The sequence below is a fragment of the Exiguobacterium sp. s70 genome (genome assembly GCF_018618315.1).
GTDB classification, from domain to species: Bacteria; Bacillota; Bacilli; order Exiguobacteriales; family Exiguobacteriaceae; genus Exiguobacterium; species Exiguobacterium chiriqhucha.
Map to the genome: position 1 here is coordinate 144,825 of NZ_JACSLV010000001.1, position 15,743 is coordinate 160,567.

12 protein-coding genes are annotated in these 15,743 nt (G+C 54.2%); 2 read left to right on the plus strand and 10 right to left on the minus strand.

Features of this window, described 5'->3' with window-relative positions; translation table 11 throughout:
- The first annotated feature begins 109 nt into the window (after window positions 1–109).
- Window positions 110–3,769 carry a S8 family serine peptidase gene (locus tag KNP84_RS00800; protein ID WP_215114044.1) on the plus strand — a complete coding sequence of 1,220 codons (3,660 nt, stop codon included), beginning with the start codon at window positions 110–112 and terminating at the stop codon, window positions 3,767–3,769.
- A gap of 87 nt (window positions 3,770–3,856) precedes the next feature.
- Here the strand turns inward: KNP84_RS00800 and KNP84_RS00805 are convergent, their stop codons facing one another.
- The 6 genes from KNP84_RS00805 to hrcA all read right to left on the minus strand — a co-directional run bounded on the left by KNP84_RS00805 (window position 3,857) and on the right by hrcA (window position 10,248).
- Window positions 3,857–4,603 (minus strand): 16S rRNA (uracil(1498)-N(3))-methyltransferase, encoded by a 747-nt coding sequence (locus KNP84_RS00805; RefSeq protein ID WP_214835167.1) that lies wholly within the window; start codon window positions 4,601–4,603, stop codon window positions 3,857–3,859.
- A 3-nt stretch (window positions 4,604–4,606) separates the two neighbouring features.
- Window positions 4,607–5,545, minus strand: a complete 939-nt coding sequence (gene prmA, locus KNP84_RS00810; protein ID WP_029595213.1) for a 50S ribosomal protein L11 methyltransferase — start codon at window positions 5,543–5,545, stop codon at window positions 4,607–4,609.
- 18 nt (window positions 5,546–5,563) lie between these two features.
- On the minus strand, window positions 5,564–6,673 hold the full coding sequence (gene dnaJ, locus KNP84_RS00815) for a molecular chaperone DnaJ (protein ID WP_058763959.1): 1,110 nt from the start codon (window positions 6,671–6,673) through the stop codon (window positions 5,564–5,566).
- 109 nt (window positions 6,674–6,782) lie between these two features.
- Complete coding sequence (gene dnaK / locus KNP84_RS00820) at window positions 6,783–8,606, minus strand: molecular chaperone DnaK (RefSeq protein ID WP_029595211.1); 1,824 nt, start codon at window positions 8,604–8,606, stop codon at window positions 6,783–6,785.
- A 29-nt stretch (window positions 8,607–8,635) separates the two neighbouring features.
- A complete protein-coding gene (grpE, locus tag KNP84_RS00825) occupies window positions 8,636–9,208 on the minus strand; it encodes a nucleotide exchange factor GrpE (RefSeq protein ID WP_029595210.1) in 573 nt (190 codons plus the stop codon).
- 17 nt (window positions 9,209–9,225) lie between these two features.
- Window positions 9,226–10,248 carry a heat-inducible transcriptional repressor HrcA gene (gene hrcA / locus KNP84_RS00830; protein WP_215114045.1) on the minus strand — a complete coding sequence of 341 codons (1,023 nt, stop codon included), beginning with the start codon at window positions 10,246–10,248 and terminating at the stop codon, window positions 9,226–9,228.
- Window positions 10,249–10,439: 191 nt separating this feature from the next.
- Here hrcA and KNP84_RS00835 point away from each other — a divergent pair, with 191 nt between their 5' ends.
- On the plus strand, window positions 10,440–11,045 hold the full coding sequence (locus KNP84_RS00835) for a DUF1054 domain-containing protein (protein WP_214756530.1): 606 nt from the start codon (window positions 10,440–10,442) through the stop codon (window positions 11,043–11,045).
- Between the two features lie 38 nt (window positions 11,046–11,083).
- Here KNP84_RS00835 and hemW read toward each other — a convergent pair whose 3' ends face one another.
- From hemW to serC, 4 genes are all read right to left on the minus strand, one after another.
- A complete protein-coding gene (gene hemW, locus KNP84_RS00840) occupies window positions 11,084–12,253 on the minus strand; it encodes a radical SAM family heme chaperone HemW (RefSeq protein WP_131471284.1) in 1,170 nt (389 codons plus the stop codon).
- Window positions 12,254–12,318: 65 nt separating this feature from the next.
- Window positions 12,319–13,503 (minus strand): DUF1015 domain-containing protein, encoded by a 1,185-nt coding sequence (locus KNP84_RS00845; protein WP_214835169.1) that lies wholly within the window; start codon window positions 13,501–13,503, stop codon window positions 12,319–12,321.
- A gap of 12 nt (window positions 13,504–13,515) precedes the next feature.
- Window positions 13,516–14,679, minus strand: a complete 1,164-nt coding sequence (locus KNP84_RS00850; protein WP_021065664.1) for a 3-phosphoglycerate dehydrogenase family protein — start codon at window positions 14,677–14,679, stop codon at window positions 13,516–13,518.
- Complete coding sequence (serC, locus tag KNP84_RS00855; protein WP_215114046.1) at window positions 14,657–15,733, minus strand: 3-phosphoserine/phosphohydroxythreonine transaminase; 1,077 nt, start codon at window positions 15,731–15,733, stop codon at window positions 14,657–14,659. Before serC ends, KNP84_RS00850 begins: the two co-directional genes overlap by 23 nt.
- Window positions 15,734–15,743: the final 10 nt, after the last annotated feature.

A 15,743-nucleotide genomic window follows, 5' to 3' on the forward strand; every position in this document is an offset into this window, starting at 1 on the left:
AAATTCATTACCCTATCGTTTAAAAAACAGGAAGAATTTTGGTTTGAAATCCGCTATCATTTTCCACAAATGGATTTATTTTTTCAAAAAACGATTGGAGGATACTAAATTGCCACAACCGAAATTTTATTTGAACGTCTCCCTCGCGACTTGCCTCGCGTTGACGCCCGGCCTACTCGGCCTCGGCGCAGAACCTGTCCTAGCCAAGCCATCTGTCAAACAAAGCGTGAGCTCGACCGACAAACATGAGAAATTGCGCGTCGTCGTCGAACTTGTCGGTGCCCCAGCCATCGAACAAGCAAAGAAAAAGGGTAAAAAGTTTAACGAGTTGACGAAAACGGAGAAAGACGGCGCTCAAAAGCTCGTCAAAGCCGAACAAAAGAAAGCGAAAGCTGCCATCTCGAAAAAAGGCGTCAAGGCCGTGACGCTCGAAGAGTTCACGACCGTCTTCAACGGTTTCAGTACGATGCTCACAGCGACCGACGTCAAAAAGGTCGAGGCGTTGCCTGAAGTCGCAAGCGTCCACGTCGTCAACGAGTACGAACGTCCAGAAGTCAAACCGGACATGGTCACGAGTAATGGCATGGTCCAATCACAGCAGACGTGGGGCGATTACGGGTTCACGGGCGAAGGGACAATCGTCGCTGTCATCGATACAGGCGTTGACGCCGACCACCGTGACTTCCGTCTTACGGATGATTCAAAAGCCGAGTTGTCTCAAACAGAAGTCGAGACGGCCGTCAGCACGTTCGGCATGCCTGGAGCTTACATAAACGAGAAAGTCCCATACGCTTATAACTATTATGATGAGAACGATGATATCCGTGACGATTCACCTGGCGCCTCGATGCACGGGATGCACGTCTCGGGTACTGTCGCCGCCAACGGGGATGAAGCGGCCGGTGGCTTGAAAGGTGTCGCTCCTGAGGCACAAGTGCTCGGGCTCAAAGTATTCAGTAACGATCCGAACTATGCTTCGACATACGGCGATATCTACATTAAAGCCATCGATGACGCCATCAAACTCGGTGCGGACGTCATCAACATGAGTCTCGGCTCAACGGCCGGATTCGTCGATGCCGACTCACCGGAACAACAAGCCGTCCAACGTGCCGTCGATAACGGTGTCTTCATGTCGATTTCGGCTGGAAACTCGGCCTACTTCGGCAACGGTTACGACCTTCCGTACGCCGATAATCCGGACACGGGCGTCGTCGGTGCCCCGAGTGTCAGCTCGGCGTCGACATCCGTCGCTTCGCTCGAGAACGATCAAATTCAATTGGACGCGTTCTCAGTCAAGTCGGGTGACGCCACTGACAAAATCGGTTGGAAAAAACAAGACGGTCCTGCCTTCACGCAAGGCAATTACGACCTCGTTTACGTCGGCGACGGCCAACCGAGCCAATACGTCGGAAAAGACGTTAAAGGAAAAATCGTCCTCGCGGTTCGCGACGGCAGTTACTTCTATTCAAACATTCAACAGACAGCCGAAGCGAACGGCGCAGCTGGCGTCATTGTCCGTGGAGCTGTCGGTCACGGCGATTATGTGAGCATGGCATTGGCCAACCCGAAAATCCCGATGGCCTCGCTTAGCATCAAAGACGGGAACACGTTGCAACAACGTCTCCTCGCTGGTGAACAGATGACAATCGGCTTTGCCGGCGATCGCCTCAGTGTCACGAACGGCGCGGCCGGTCAGCTCTCGAACTTCACGTCGTGGGGCATGACGCCAAACCTCGACTTCAAGCCAGAGATTTCAGCACCGGGCGGACAGATCTTCTCGACGTTGAACGATAACCAGTACGGCTTGATGAGCGGTACATCGATGGCTGCCCCACACGTGGCCGGCGGAGCTGCCCTCGTCCTCGAACGCGTCGACCGCGACTTCAATTTGACAGGAACAGCACGCGTCACGATGGCGAAGAACTTGCTCATCAACACATCGAAAGCTGTCACGGATATCGGACCGCTCAACAAACAGTTACAACAAAACCTCCCTTACACGCCACGTCGTGGTGGAGCTGGTCTCATGCAATTGCATGCTGCCGTCTCGACACCGGCAATCGCGTACGAGAAGAAGACGAAAGAAGCCAAAGTTGCGCTCAAGGAATTGAACCGCAGCAAGGCGACGTTCACGCTTGTCGTCGAGAACTTGTCGGACAAGGCCGTGTCGTATAACGTGTCTTCGTCACTCCAGACCGACCTCGCTATCGAGCAGACGGCCGGACTCGTTCAGAACGCGATGGAAGCCCAAGCGCTCGAGAATGCAAAAGTGACGGTCAACGGGAAGAAAGTCAGTACGGTCAAAGTAAAACCGAACGCGAAAGTAGAACTCAAAGTCGCACTTGACGTCTCGAAAGCAAAAGTGCTCAATCCGAAAACGCTCGACGGTCTCGTACCGGCGAAAGACGTCTTCGAGAACGGTTACTTCGTTGATGGATTCGTCCGCTTGACGGACGTTAACGGTGCTGAGGGCAACCCGTCACTCGTCGTACCGTTCGTCGGTTTCGAAGGAGACTGGGGCAAGGCGCCAATCTTCGATGCCTCCATCTATGAAGACGGCTCGTTCTACGAAGTATCAGGTATGGTCGATCAAACAGGGAACTATCTCGGTTCGAACCTTGACCAATCCGTTGATGCCGACGCAATCGCCTTCTCACCAGACAAAGATGGCTCAAAGGATGTCGCTGTACCGGTGTTCTCGTTGCTCCGTAACGCCAAGGACGTCAAGTATCGCATCGTCGACGAGGCCGGCAATGTCGTCCGGACGTTGTTCCAAGACGAAGAACTTCGCAAGAACTACTTTGACGGCGGTGCCAACACACCTTATTACTACTCGGCCGCTTACACATGGGATGGTCAGTTGAATGGCAAACCAGCCCCGGCCGGCAAATACTTCTATGAAATCGAAGGAAGCATCGATTACATGAAAAAACAAGCCCAGACGCTTCGCTTCCCAGTCAAAGTCGATTACACGGACCCGACGTTCACGACGAAATGGCAAGGGGAGAGCTTGGCGGTCCAAGCGAAAGATGAGTTCTCAGGCATCCATTCGGTCGAATATTTCTTGAACGGAAAATCCGTCGCCAAGCAAGCTGATGGCAAGGCCTACACGTTCACAGGCGTCAGTGACGCCGATCAAGTCAGCGTTCGCGTCGTCGATCACGCTGGCAACAGCACAACGAAGACGGTCGCTTACTCGACAGACGCGGATAAGCCTGGAGTGTTCGTGAACGCCCCGCTCGCTTTGACGCCATACGCGACATCGGTCATCCCGGTCGCTGGAACGATTCAAGATGCATCTGCCATCCAGTCGTTCCAAGTCGACGGTGTTGACGTACCGCTCACATGGGACGATACGAAGAAAGAACACGTCTTCAACACGACGCGGACGTTTGCAGACGGTGTCCATAAGTTGCGGTTCGTCGCCGAGGATGCGGCTGGAAACGTGACCAACTTCCAACGTGCGATTTTTGTGGATACGACACCTGCCAGCATCGAACTTGGAAAACTACCGAAAAAAATCGGTAAAAAACAATCGACGGTCAACGTCTCTCTAACGGTGAAAGACAACTTCGACGAAGTGAAACTTCTCGTCAACGGCGACTTGAAATTCAGCCAAGCGCTGAAAGAACCGTATGAGATGCGTTCATTCGCGAAAACACAGACGGTCACGCTTCCTGTGACGTCAGGTGAGAACACGTTCACGTTCGAGGCGACCGACCTCGCCGGCAACGTGACGACGAAGACGATCACACTCGTCAAATAATAATTCGACAGGCTCGCGCCCAAATCGCGAGCCTGTTTTTTCTAGGTACAAAAACGGCTCCCGCATCCGCGAGAGCCGTTTGATGTGTTAATTCAATTCGAGCGCATATGAGACAGCGGCGAGCGCATAGAGCGGCGCCGTCTCCGAACGCAAGATGCGTGGTCCGAAAGCACAGGCCTTGGCCCCGCGTTCCGTCCACTCATTCACTTCACTTTCGTCAAAGCCGCCTTCCGGCCCGACGATGAGCAGGAGCTTCGCCCCAGGTCGAAGTGCTTGCAACACCGTCGCAAACGCTGCTTGCTCCCCTTGCTTCGCTTGTTCTTCATAGGCGATGACGACGGCATCGAACGAATCGATGCGGTCCGTCAGTTCCCGTGGTGTGATGTATTGACACATCGGAACGACGGCGCGGTACGACTGTTCGGCCGCTTCCTGCATGATTTTCTGAAGCCGTTCGACTTTTTTCGGTGCCTTTTTGGCGTCCCATTTGGCGACCGAGCGCTTCGATTCGAACACCCAGAAGTGATGCATGCCGAGCTCAGTCCCTTTTTGGGCGACGAGTTCGACTTTATCGCCTTTCGGAAGCGCATAGGCGAGCGTCACCTCGACGGGAAGTTCGGTCGTCGCTTGACGGCGTTCGAGCACCCGGGCCGTGCCCGTCTTCTTCTCGAGCGTTACGACCTCAGCCTCATATTCGAGGCCGGTACCGTCTAAAAGCACCATCCGATAACCGGGCGTCTCCCGGAGCACTGTCCCGATATGATGGACGACGTCGGCCGGTAAGGTGGCCGTGTCATTGACAAATGACTCACGCGGTAAAAAGTATCGTTGCATGGCTCATCCTTTCTTCGCGATGATGGCGACCCAGTCTTCCATGACCCTTGTCTCTTCAATCGCGAATCCGGACGCCTTGAGCGCCTCTGTCACCTCGGCCCGCTTCTGTCCGATAATACCCGACGTGATGAAATAGCCGCCCGGTTTGACGCGCGCATATGCATCATCGATGAACAGCATGATGACGTCGGCCAAAATATTGGCGACGACGAGGTCATACTCCCCCGTCATCCCTTTCAACAAGTCACCCGTCTTCACGTCGATGACGTTGCCGACACCGTTCGTCTCGACGTTTTGACGCGCCGATTCGACGGCGACCGCATCCAAATCGAGTGCCTCGACTCGTTCGGCCCCAAGCTTCGCAGCGGCGATCGCGAGGACACCTGAACCCGTGCCGACATCAATCAATCGGTCACCCGGTCGGATATAGTTCTCGATCGCCTGAATGCAGAGCATCGTCGTCGGATGCGTCCCCGTCCCGAACGCCATACCCGGATCGAGCAAGATGACGTTCTCTTCCGGTTGTGGCTCGTAATCTTCCCAAAGCGGGACGATCGTCAAATGTTGTGAGATTTTGACGGGCTTGTAGTACTGCTTCCACGAATGGGCCCAGTCCTCTTCGTCCATCTCGACGACCGTCACGTCACCGGTGCCGATATCGAGCACATGACGCAAGCCGTCCACTTCTTTTTTGAACGCGGCGAGCGTGTCTTGGAAATCACCTGAGGCCGGTACGTATGCTTTCACGTACACACCTGATGTTGGATACGATTCGCGGCCCGACACGTCCCAAATCTCGCCGAAATGGTCTTCGGCCATCATCTGGTCGTAATCTTCGACGTCCTCGATGACGACCCCTTGTGCCCCCACTTCATGTAGTAAATTCGATACGGCTTCGACTGCCTGCTGTGTCGTGTGGACACAAATTTCAGACCATTTCATTGTTTGAACACGCTCCTTTTACTGGCTAAAAAACTTCTTCATCTTTTGGAACAGGCCGTGTTGTTCTTCGACGCCTGCTTCTCCGCTAATCTCTTCGAATTCACGGAGCAATTCTTTTTGACGGTCGGTCATATTCGTCGGCGTCATGATGACGATATTGACGTACTGGTCGCCATTGCCGCCGCCGCGGACGCTCGGCATCCCTTTGCCGCGCAACCGGAATCGCGAACCGGTCTGCGTACCGGCAGGAACTTTCAAACTTACTTTACCGTGGACGGTCGGAACTTCGAGTTCCGCACCGAGTGCGGCCTGGGCGAACGTGACCGGCATCTCCATCGTGATATGTTGGTCGACCCGTTCAAAGATTTCATGCGCCCGGACGCGAACGACAATATACAGGTCGCCGGCTGGGCCGCCGTTAAAGCCAGGACCACCTTTGCCTGATAGACGGATTTGTTGGCCGTTGTCGATTCCAGCTGGAATCTTGACTTCGACTTGCTTCTGTTTCTTCACATGGCCAGAGCCGTGACACGTCTCACATTTTTCTTTAATCGTCTTCCCGCTACCGTGACATTGGCTACACGTCCGTTGATTGACCATCCGGCCGAGAATCGTGTTCTGTTCGACCGTCTCGACACCGCTGCCGCCACAACGGCCGCACGTATCCGGTTTTGTTCCCGGTTTGGCGCCGCTACCCATGCACGTGTCGCATTCGACTTCAATCTCAAGGTCGATGATTTCCGTCTTGCCGGTCACACTCTCCATGAAATCGAGGTCGACGACGTATTGATAGTCTTCCCCGCGTCGTGGAGCGTTCGGGTCTTGACGACGTCCCCCACCGCCACCGAAGAACATGTCGAAGATGTCACCGAAGCCGCCTTGGAAGTCGCCACCGCCGCCGAATTGGCTGGCCCCTTCAAAACCGAAACGGTCGTATTGGGCCCGTTTCTGTTCGTCTGACAATACTTCGTATGCTTCACCGAGCTCTTTGAACTTGTCGGCCGCATCCGGCTCTTGGTTGATGTCAGGGTGATACTGGCGTGCCAGCTTGCGATAAGCACGTTTGATGTCTTGTGCCGAGGCCGATTTATCTAGGCCAAGCACTTCATAATAATCTCGTTTCGCCACGTTACTCTCTCCTCTACACTGTCTAAACTAAAATTCTACCGAATCTACCTTAACATGGAAAGAGCCAAAGCAGAAACCTGCTTTGGCGCTCTCCTCTCTATCGGTTGCCTTATTTGCGATCGTCGAGATCTTCAAACTCAGCGTCAACGACGTTGTCGTCTTTCGCTTCCGTCTGCGTCTCTGCACCTTCAGCACCTTGCTGTTCAGCCATGTTCGCGTATACTTTTTGCGTCAACTCTTGCACGACGTTCGACAATTCGTCTTTCGCCGTACGGAGGGCTTCGAGGTCTGTGCCTTCGAGTGCCGTTTTCGCTTTTTCTTTCGCAGCTTCAGCGCGCTCTTTGTCCGTAGCGTCGACTTTGTCGCCGAGGTCTTTGATCGCCTTGTCCGTTGCGAAGACGAGTTGGTCTGTCTCGTTGCGGAGTTCAGCTTCTTCTTTACGTTGTTTGTCAGCTTCCGCGTTCGCTTCCGCTTCTTTTACCATACGCTCGATTTCAGCCTCGTCGATCCCTGAAGACGATTGAATCGTGATGGACTGTTCTTTGTTCGTACCGAGGTCTTTCGCCGATACGTGAACGATTCCGTTCGCATCGATGTCGAATTTGACTTCGATTTGTGGCACGCCACGTGGTGCCGGCGGAATGTCCGTCAACTGGAAGCGACCGAGTGTCTTGTTGTCTGGTGCCATCGGACGTTCCCCTTGGAGGACGTGGATGTCTACCGCTGGCTGGCTGTCAGCCGCCGTCGAGAAGACTTGTGATTTCGAAGTCGGGATCGTCGTGTTGCGATCGATCAACTTCGTCATCACGCCACCCATCGTCTCGATACCGAGCGAGAGCGGAGTCACGTCGAGAAGGACGACGTCTTTGACGTCACCGGCAAGGACGCCACCTTGGATTGCGGCACCGAGGGCGACGACTTCATCCGGGTTCACGCCTTTGAACGGCTCTTTCTTCGTGAAGTCGTGAATCGCTTTTTGAACCGCTGGGATACGTGTCGAACCACCGACGAGGATGATCTTGTCGAGGTCAGACGGTGTAAGACCTGAGTCTTTCAACGCGCGGCGAGTCGGCTCCATCGTGCGCTCGACGAGGTCGGCTGTCAACTCTTCGAATTTCGCACGTGTGAGTGTCGTTTCAAGGTGAAGCGGACCAGCTGCTCCGGCCGTGATGAACGGAAGGCTGATGTGCGCGCTCGTCACACCAGAAAGGTCTTTCTTCGCTTTCTCGGCTGCATCTTTCAAACGTTGAAGCGCCATCTTGTCTTGAGCGAGGTCGATGCCGTTCTCTTTTTTGAATTCTGCTACGAGATAGTCGATGACTTTTTGGTCAAAATCGTCACCACCGAGACGGTTGTCCCCTGCTGTTGCGACAACTTCGAAGACGCCGTCGCCAAGTTCGAGAATCGAGACGTCGAACGTACCGCCACCGAGGTCATAAATCAAGATCGTGTGGTCTTCACCTTTATCGAGACCGTAAGCGAGTGCAGCTGCCGTCGGCTCGTTGATGATTCGTTTGACGTCGAGACCGGCGATTTTCCCTGCATCTTTCGTCGCTTGACGCTCCGCATCGTTGAAGTAGGCAGGTACAGTGATGACTGCTTCCGTCACCGTTTCACCGAGGTAGTCTTCTGCATCTTTTTTCAATTTCTGCAAAATGATTGCCGAGATTTCTTGCGGTGTGAACTTCTTACCGTCAACTTCGACCGTATGCGACGTTCCCATGTGACGCTTAATCGATTGAATCGTGTTCGGGTTCGTGATCGCTTGACGTTTCGCTACTTCTCCGACTTGACGCTCTTCGCCTTTGAATGCGACGACAGATGGTGTCGTACGGTTCCCTTCTGCGTTCGAGATGACGACTGCTTCGCCACCTTCCATAACTGCCACACATGAGTTCGTTGTACCTAAGTCAATTCCGATAATTTTACCCATTGTCTATTCCTCCATCTAATTAAGTAATGTTATTCTGAGACTTTTACCATGCTCGGACGAATGACGCGTCCGTGCATCGTGTACCCTTTTTGAAGCTCCATCGTCACGATGCCCGATTCGAACTCATCGCTCGGCTCTTGCATGACCGCTTGATGATAGTTCGGGTCGAACGGTTGGCCAACCGCTTCAATCACTTCGACGTTCTCACCGTTCAAGACGTCGAGTAACTGGCGGTGAATCATGTCGACGCCCGCTTGAATCTGCTTGGCGTCGTCCGAAGTCGCCTCGACTTGGAGCGCGCGCTCGAAGTTATCGATGAGCGGAATCAACTTCTCGACGACCGTTTGTGACGCGAACTTCACGCGTTTCGCGTTCTCTTCGTTCGTCCGACGACGGAAGTTATCAAAGTCCGCACGGATGCGGAGCTCGCTCGCTTTGAGTGCGTCGATTTCTTTTTGTAAATCCGTCCCTTCAGAAGTTTCTTCCACAAACTCAACATTTGAAACCTCTTCTGCTTCGACAGCCTCTGTCTGTTTCGGATCAAAATCTTTTTCTTCGAGCACTTCTTCTGGTTCAGGCCCGTTTTGTTTGTCAGTTGTCATAATGAGGCTCCTTTCCATCACTCTTCTAATTTCGTTCGCCTTAACGCCTCAATGATTTGTCCCATCATTTGGACACCGTGTCGATAGTCCATCCGGGTCGGTCCAATCATGGCGATTGTCCCGAACGTCTTCCCGTCGAGCGTATAGTCGGACGTGATGACGCTACAATTTTGAAGCGCGACGATGCCATTCTCGCTACCAATGCTCACATAAATCTCGCGGTTTGGCAACGATTCGAGCCAGTCGGTCAACCGTTCCTGTTCATCGATCCATTCGAGGAACGGACGCAACGTGTCGAGCGTCTGAAACTCAGGTTGGTTGAAGATGTTCTTCTTCCCCCCTAGATATAGCGAAGCAGGATGTTGGACTTCGACGGTCGATTGAATGAGTTGCATCATGAACTCAAATTGTTCCTGGTGCGCGAGTCGAAGTTTGGCCACTTCTTCCCCGATTCGGAACTTTAGCTGACCGAGTGGAGTCCCTTTGAGACGATCGTTCAAGAAACGAATCGTCTGTTCGACCAAGTCAGGCGCCATCGGAGAGTCGAATACGACCGTCCGATGTTCGACGTGGCCTTGATCGGTCACGATCAAGACGACGCCGCGCCGTTCGTCGAGCGGCATCAAGTCGATTCGGGCCAGGCGATTCATCTGGCTGTTCGGACCGAGTGCCACCGTCGTATAGTTGGTCAAATCAGAGAGCAGGTCAGCGGCTTGACGGATGAGCACTTCCGACTCTTGGGCCGAAGCGCGCAGTCGTTCACCGAGACGATACGTCTCGCGCTCGTCGATGATTTTCGTCTCGACGAGATGGTCGACATAATACCGATAGCCGATTTCGGACGGGATTCGTCCGGCCAACGTATGCGGCTTTTCAATCAAACCCATGTCTTCTAAATCGGCCATGTCGTTACGGATCGTCGCCGAACTGAATGATAAGTCATCCCGCTTCGATAACGTCCGCGACCCGACCGGTTGAGCCGTCTGAATATAATCATCGATGATCGCTCGTAAAATGAGCAATTGTCTCTCTGTCAGCACAACATCACTCCTCTCTGAAGGATTGGCCTCGCTTTATTAGCACTCATATTTACTGAGTGCTAATCACACTTCAAATATTATCATGTTCTCCTTATTTGTCAATTCATTTGGCTCATTTTTTCCAGTCCGTTCAAGCGTTCGGATATGCATGTTTCGTCAACATTCGGTATGATACGAAATGAGGTGATTAGATGTTTACAACACAACAATTCGACGTATTCACGCAAGACGGACTCGACGCCCGGATGGCCGGGATCCGCTCAGAGATTCAACCGCTGTTTCACCGGATTTATGACGAGGTCGGGCCTCAGCTCGAAGCCGACGTCGGCATCCCGCTCTATTTACATGTCGCCAAGCATGCCCGCCGGACGGTCAATCCGCCGAAGGACACGTGGATGGCGATTTGCCATGACAAACGCGGCTATAAGAAACATCCCCATTTCCAGGTCGGCTTATTCGACGACCGCGTCTTCGTCTGGCTCGCCTTCATCTATGAGATGCCGAACAAGGAAGCAATCGGCCGCCGGCTTATGGCACTCGACTTCAAATCGGATTTCCCTGACTTCCATATCGCCGGGGACCATATGAAGAAAGACGCGTTTTTAATCGAGGATATGTCAGCCGAATCGATTGAGACGATGACGGAACGCTTCGCGACCGTGAAAAAAGCTGACTTCTTAATCGGCCGCCAACTTCCGGCCGATGCGTCGATCCTTCAAAACGAAGCCGCCTTCCTGGCGCTCGTCGAGGATACGTTCAGCCGGCTCATGCCGATTTATCGCGACCTCGTCTTATAAACAATCAAGGGCGGACCCAAGTCGGGTCCGCCCTATTTTTATGATAATGAAGGTTGATCGTGAGCGTCATTCACACGCGCTTCACCGATGAAGGCCGCGAACGCCTCATTGGCGAGCGGGAGTCCCGACTCGGTCAAGCGGACGTGTGTGTCCGTCGTCTCAATCAACCGCTTCGCCTCGAGCTCCGTCAAGACGTGCCCGAACACCGAACGCATCGATACACCGTACTTCGACTCGAACGTCGCAAACGACACGCCTTGGCGCATCCGGAGTCCGAGGAACAGTTCTTCTTCCATCTTCTCGAATATCTCGAGCGTCGTCGTATTGCGGACCGGTAACCCCTCCGCTTTGATATAGTGCGGAATCGGGGCGATGTTCGCCCGACGTTCCCCGTTCAAATAACTGTGCGCGCCGGCGCCGAAGCCGTAATACTCTTCGTTGCGCCAGTACACTTGGTTATGACGGCTCTCCCGTCCTTCAAGGCTATAGTTTGAAATCTCATATTGTTTCAATCCACGCCGTTCGAGCGTCTCCATCACTTTCAAATACATCGCGACTTCAATGTCCTCGCCCGGAAGGCGCAGCTTCCCTTTTCGCTCTTGAATCGCGAACACGGTGTGCGGCTCGAGAATCAACGAATAGGAAGAAACGTGTTGAATCGGGAGCTCGAACGCCAAGTCGAGGTCGCGCTCAATCTGCTCGAGCGTCTGTTCCGGCAACCCGAACATCAAGTCAATCGAGATGTTATCGAATCGCTTCGCAGCTTCCGTCACGGTCGCAAACACGTCATCGGCCCGGTGCGTCCGTCCGATGCGCTCGAGTCCGCCGTCGTCGAACGTTTGGACGCCGAAACTGACGCGGTTGACCCCTCCTTGCTTCATCGTGTCGAGTTTCTCCGCACTGACGAAGTTCGGGTTCGCCTCGACCGAATACTCCAAATTTGGAGACGCGAGCGGGAGCAGATGACGCGCGACCATATCCATGAGTCGTTTCATCTGCGCCTCATTGAGCGCCGTCGGTGTCCCACCGCCGATAAAGATCGTCTCGATCGTATCGGTCGGATATTGTTCGAGCGAGAGGATGATTTCCCGTTCAAGTGCATCTAAATAGTCATCAACCGGTTGGTTCTTTAAGAACACCTTGTTGAAATCACAGTAATAACAAATATGTTCACAAAATGGAATGTGAAGATATACGGCTTTAGCCATGGCGGCCACCCCTTTCTTCTCTTCCATTTATAACGCTTTTCACGCCGAGACGCCACTCTGCACGTTCAATCGAACCGATGAATGAACAGACCGCTCTTCAGTTTCGGTTCGAACCACGTCGATTTTGGCGGCATTTGACCGTTCTCGTCGGCGACGCGCATCAGCTCTTCCATCGCCGTGGCATGACACGTCAATACGACGACGTCATCACGTTCAGCCAAGTCGGCGAGACGTTTCGGTGCGTCCTTGCCGCCGATGAAATCGATTCGGTGATCGGTGCGAACGTCCGTGACGTGAAAATACGGTTCGAGCACATCCCGTTGCAGCGTCGCGACGTCGAGCGACGTCGTCGTCTGCAGTTTTTTGAGCATGAAATGCTCGCCCCGGTAAGACAAACCGAACGTGCCCCGCTCGTTCGGGACATACAAGGCAGGGACCGACTCGAGGTCATACGATAAATCCAGACTTTCGAGCAGCACCATCACTTCTTCTGTGTCCACTTGATTCAAGATCCGGTGATATGGCAAAATCGTCAGCTCATCGCTCGGGAACAAGACGCCGAGGAAGTGGTCCCGCTCTTGTTTCGATTCCCCTTCATGAATCGGGCTCCGTGCGACGACGGCTGCGGCTTTGGCCCGGTGATGCCCATCGGCGATATAGATGGCCGGAATGCTGGCCCCGAGCATGATGACGCGTGCTTGATGCTTGGATGGCACGGCATAGCCTTCATGGATGACACCTTCACTGTCCGTGAAGGCAAACAACGCCTCTCCTGTCGTCGCGTCGTCCAAGATGCGACGCAACCCTTCGTCCGGCGCGTGGCTCATCAAAATCGGACCCGTGTGCGCTTTCGTCGCCGATACGTGCTCGACGCGTTCGCGTTCTTTCGCGGCACGGGTGTGCTCATGAATCTTGATGCGACCGGCCTCATAATCGGTCACCGAGAATGTGGCGACGAGCCCTGTCTGGACACGCCCTTGATCGATGAGCCGGTAAACATAAAACCCGTGGGTCCGTTCGGTCAACTCGCTCTTATAAAGCCGTTCGAGCTCATGACGGGCTCGTTGTCCCCACGCCTCGAGCGGCATGTCCGCTGTGAACACTTCTGGTTTATCGACCGCAAGGAACGAGTCGGGACGCAGTTTGACGTCTTCACGTGCTTGTTCGACGCTGACGATATCGTACGGGTCGGCTGCGACGTTCTCGGGATGGGTTGGCATGTATGGGGCAAACGGTTTGAATACGACCATGATCATTCCTCCTTAAAATTCGCGGACGCGCATGACGCCCTCGATGTCGTACAGGGCGTGCACAGATAGCGTCTCGTGTTTATGGTTGTCGATGTCGATCAACGTATAGGCCACGTCGTTGCGGCTCCGGTTGACCATGTTGTCGATATTGATTCCGTTCTCGGCGAGCCGGCTCGCGATTTGACCGACCATGTTCGGGACGTTCAAATGGAGCACGGCCAAACGCCGCTTGCCGACGTAAGGGAGTTCCGTGTTCGGGAAATTGGCCGAGTTTCGGATACTACCGGTCTCGAGATACAGTTTGAGCGTATCGACGGCTTGGATTGCACAGTTCACCTCAGACTCGTGGGTCGAGGCGCCGAGATGCGGGAACGCGACGACTTGCGGATGTCCGAGCAGCACTTGTTTCGGGAAGTCAGTGATGTATGTCGCCACGTTGTCATCGAGCGCTTCTAACAAATCGGCGTCATTCACGAGTTCACCCCGGGCGAAATTCAAAACGGTAGCGCCCGGTTTCATCTGCTTGAACCATGTCGCATCAATCATGTGGCGCGTGTCATCCGTGAGCGGCATATGAATCGTCAGGATGTCGACGTCGGCGAGCAACTCGCTCAACTGCTTCGCCCGTTTTACTTGTTGTGAGATATTCCAGGCCCCGTCGACCGATAAGTGCGGGTCGTACCCGATGACGTCGATGCCGAGATGGAGCAAATCGTTCGCGAGCGACGCCCCGATTGCACCGAGACCGACGATGCCGACGCGCTTGCCTCGCAGTTCGGACCCGACGAAACGCCGTTTCTGTTGTTCCATCGCTTCTTCGAGCGATGTCTGATCGGCAAACGTATGATTGTTGACCCAGTTCGCCCCTTCCAAAATCGGACGGACCGATAACAGCATGCTGGCGAGCACGAGTTCTTTGACCGCGTTCGCATTCGCGCCCGGCGTATGGAACACGACGACCCCTTGACGGGCGAGCCGGTCGAGCGGGATGTTGTTCACGCCGGCACCGGCCCGGGCGATGGCGAGCAAGTAAGGCGGGATGTCCGCCTGATGGACGTCATGGCTCCGAATGACCCAGGCGTCCGCTTGTTCGGCGTCATTGACGGCATACTCGCTCGGCTCGAAACGCCGTAACCCGTCTTCTGCGATTTGATTATACGTTTTTATATGAAACATCTTGTCCCTCCTGTTCAAACTCATGCATCACATCGATGAGACGCTTCACGCCTTCGAGCGGCATCGCGTTGTATAGACTGGCTCGCAGGCCGCCGACCGAACGATGACCCCCGAGCTCGATTAACCCGCGTGCCTCGGCGAATCGTTGAAACGCCCGGTCCGTCTCAGCATCCCCTGTTGTGAACGGAATGTTCGTCAGCGACCGGTCCTTGCCCGAGACGACGGCATGAAACATTGGCGATGCATCCAAGGCGTCGTAAAATAGACCACTCTTCTCGACGTTGCGACGTTCCATCGCGTCGACCCCGCCTTCTCCCTCGACCCAGGCGAGCACGCGCTCGGCGACGTATAGACTGAACGTCGATGGAGTGTTGAGCAGCGTATCGACGTGCTTGCTGTACGCGAGGTATGACGGCAAGTCACGGTCGACAATCAAATCGCGACGGATGATGACGAGCGTCAATCCGGCCGGCCCGATATTTTTTTGGGCACCGGCATATAATAGCCCATAGCGCTTGACGTCAATCGTTTCCGCCAAGATGTTCGACGAGACGTCGGCGACGATCGGGACTCCCGTGTCCGGCAGTTTCGTATAGCGCGTCCCTTCAATCGTGTTGTTCAACGTCACATGAAGATAGTCGACGTCTGAAATCGTCTCTGGCCATGCGGGAAGGTCTCGATACTTGACCGCTGCCGAACTGCCGGCGACGACGACGTCACCGTAGTGTTTCGCATCAGCAATCGCTTTTTTCGACCAAATCCCGCTGTCGAGATAGGCGAAGCGCCCCGACTCGCGCAGGTTCATCGGCACCATCGAGAATTGTAGGGTGGCACCGCCTTGTAGAAACAGGACTGCATAGTCGTCAGGAATCTGCATCAACCGCCGCAGTCTCGCCTCGAGCTGCTCGACGATTGTGGCGAACGTGTCGGAACGGTGACTCATCTCGACGATGGACACCCCTTGTTTATAGGAAAGAAACTCGGCTTGCACTTCACGTAAGACCGGTTCCGGCAAGACGCCCGGCCCGGCTGAAAAATTATAGATCACCGCCACTCCTCCTCTA

Bases quoted from the DNA above. Each gene is read 5' to 3' on its own strand.
- KNP84_RS00805 (WP_214835167.1), bottom strand. From the start codon at position 4,603: ATGCAACGATACTTTTTACCGCGTGAGTCATTTGTCAATGACACGGCC.
- prmA (WP_029595213.1), bottom strand. From the start codon at position 5,545: ATGAAATGGTCTGAAATTTGTGTCCACACGACACAGCAGGCAGTCGAA.
- dnaK (WP_029595211.1), bottom strand. From the start codon at position 8,606: ATGGGTAAAATTATCGGAATTGACTTAGGTACAACGAACTCATGTGTG.
- grpE (WP_029595210.1), bottom strand. From the start codon at position 9,208: ATGACAACTGACAAACAAAACGGGCCTGAACCAGAAGAAGTGCTCGAA.
- KNP84_RS00835 (WP_214756530.1), top strand. From the start codon at position 10,440: ATGTTTACAACACAACAATTCGACGTATTCACGCAAGACGGACTCGAC.
- hemW (WP_131471284.1), bottom strand. From the start codon at position 12,253: ATGGCTAAAGCCGTATATCTTCACATTCCATTTTGTGAACATATTTGT.
- KNP84_RS00845 (WP_214835169.1), bottom strand. From the start codon at position 13,503: ATGGTCGTATTCAAACCGTTTGCCCCATACATGCCAACCCATCCCGAG.
- KNP84_RS00850 (WP_021065664.1), bottom strand. From the start codon at position 14,679: ATGTTTCATATAAAAACGTATAATCAAATCGCAGAAGACGGGTTACGG.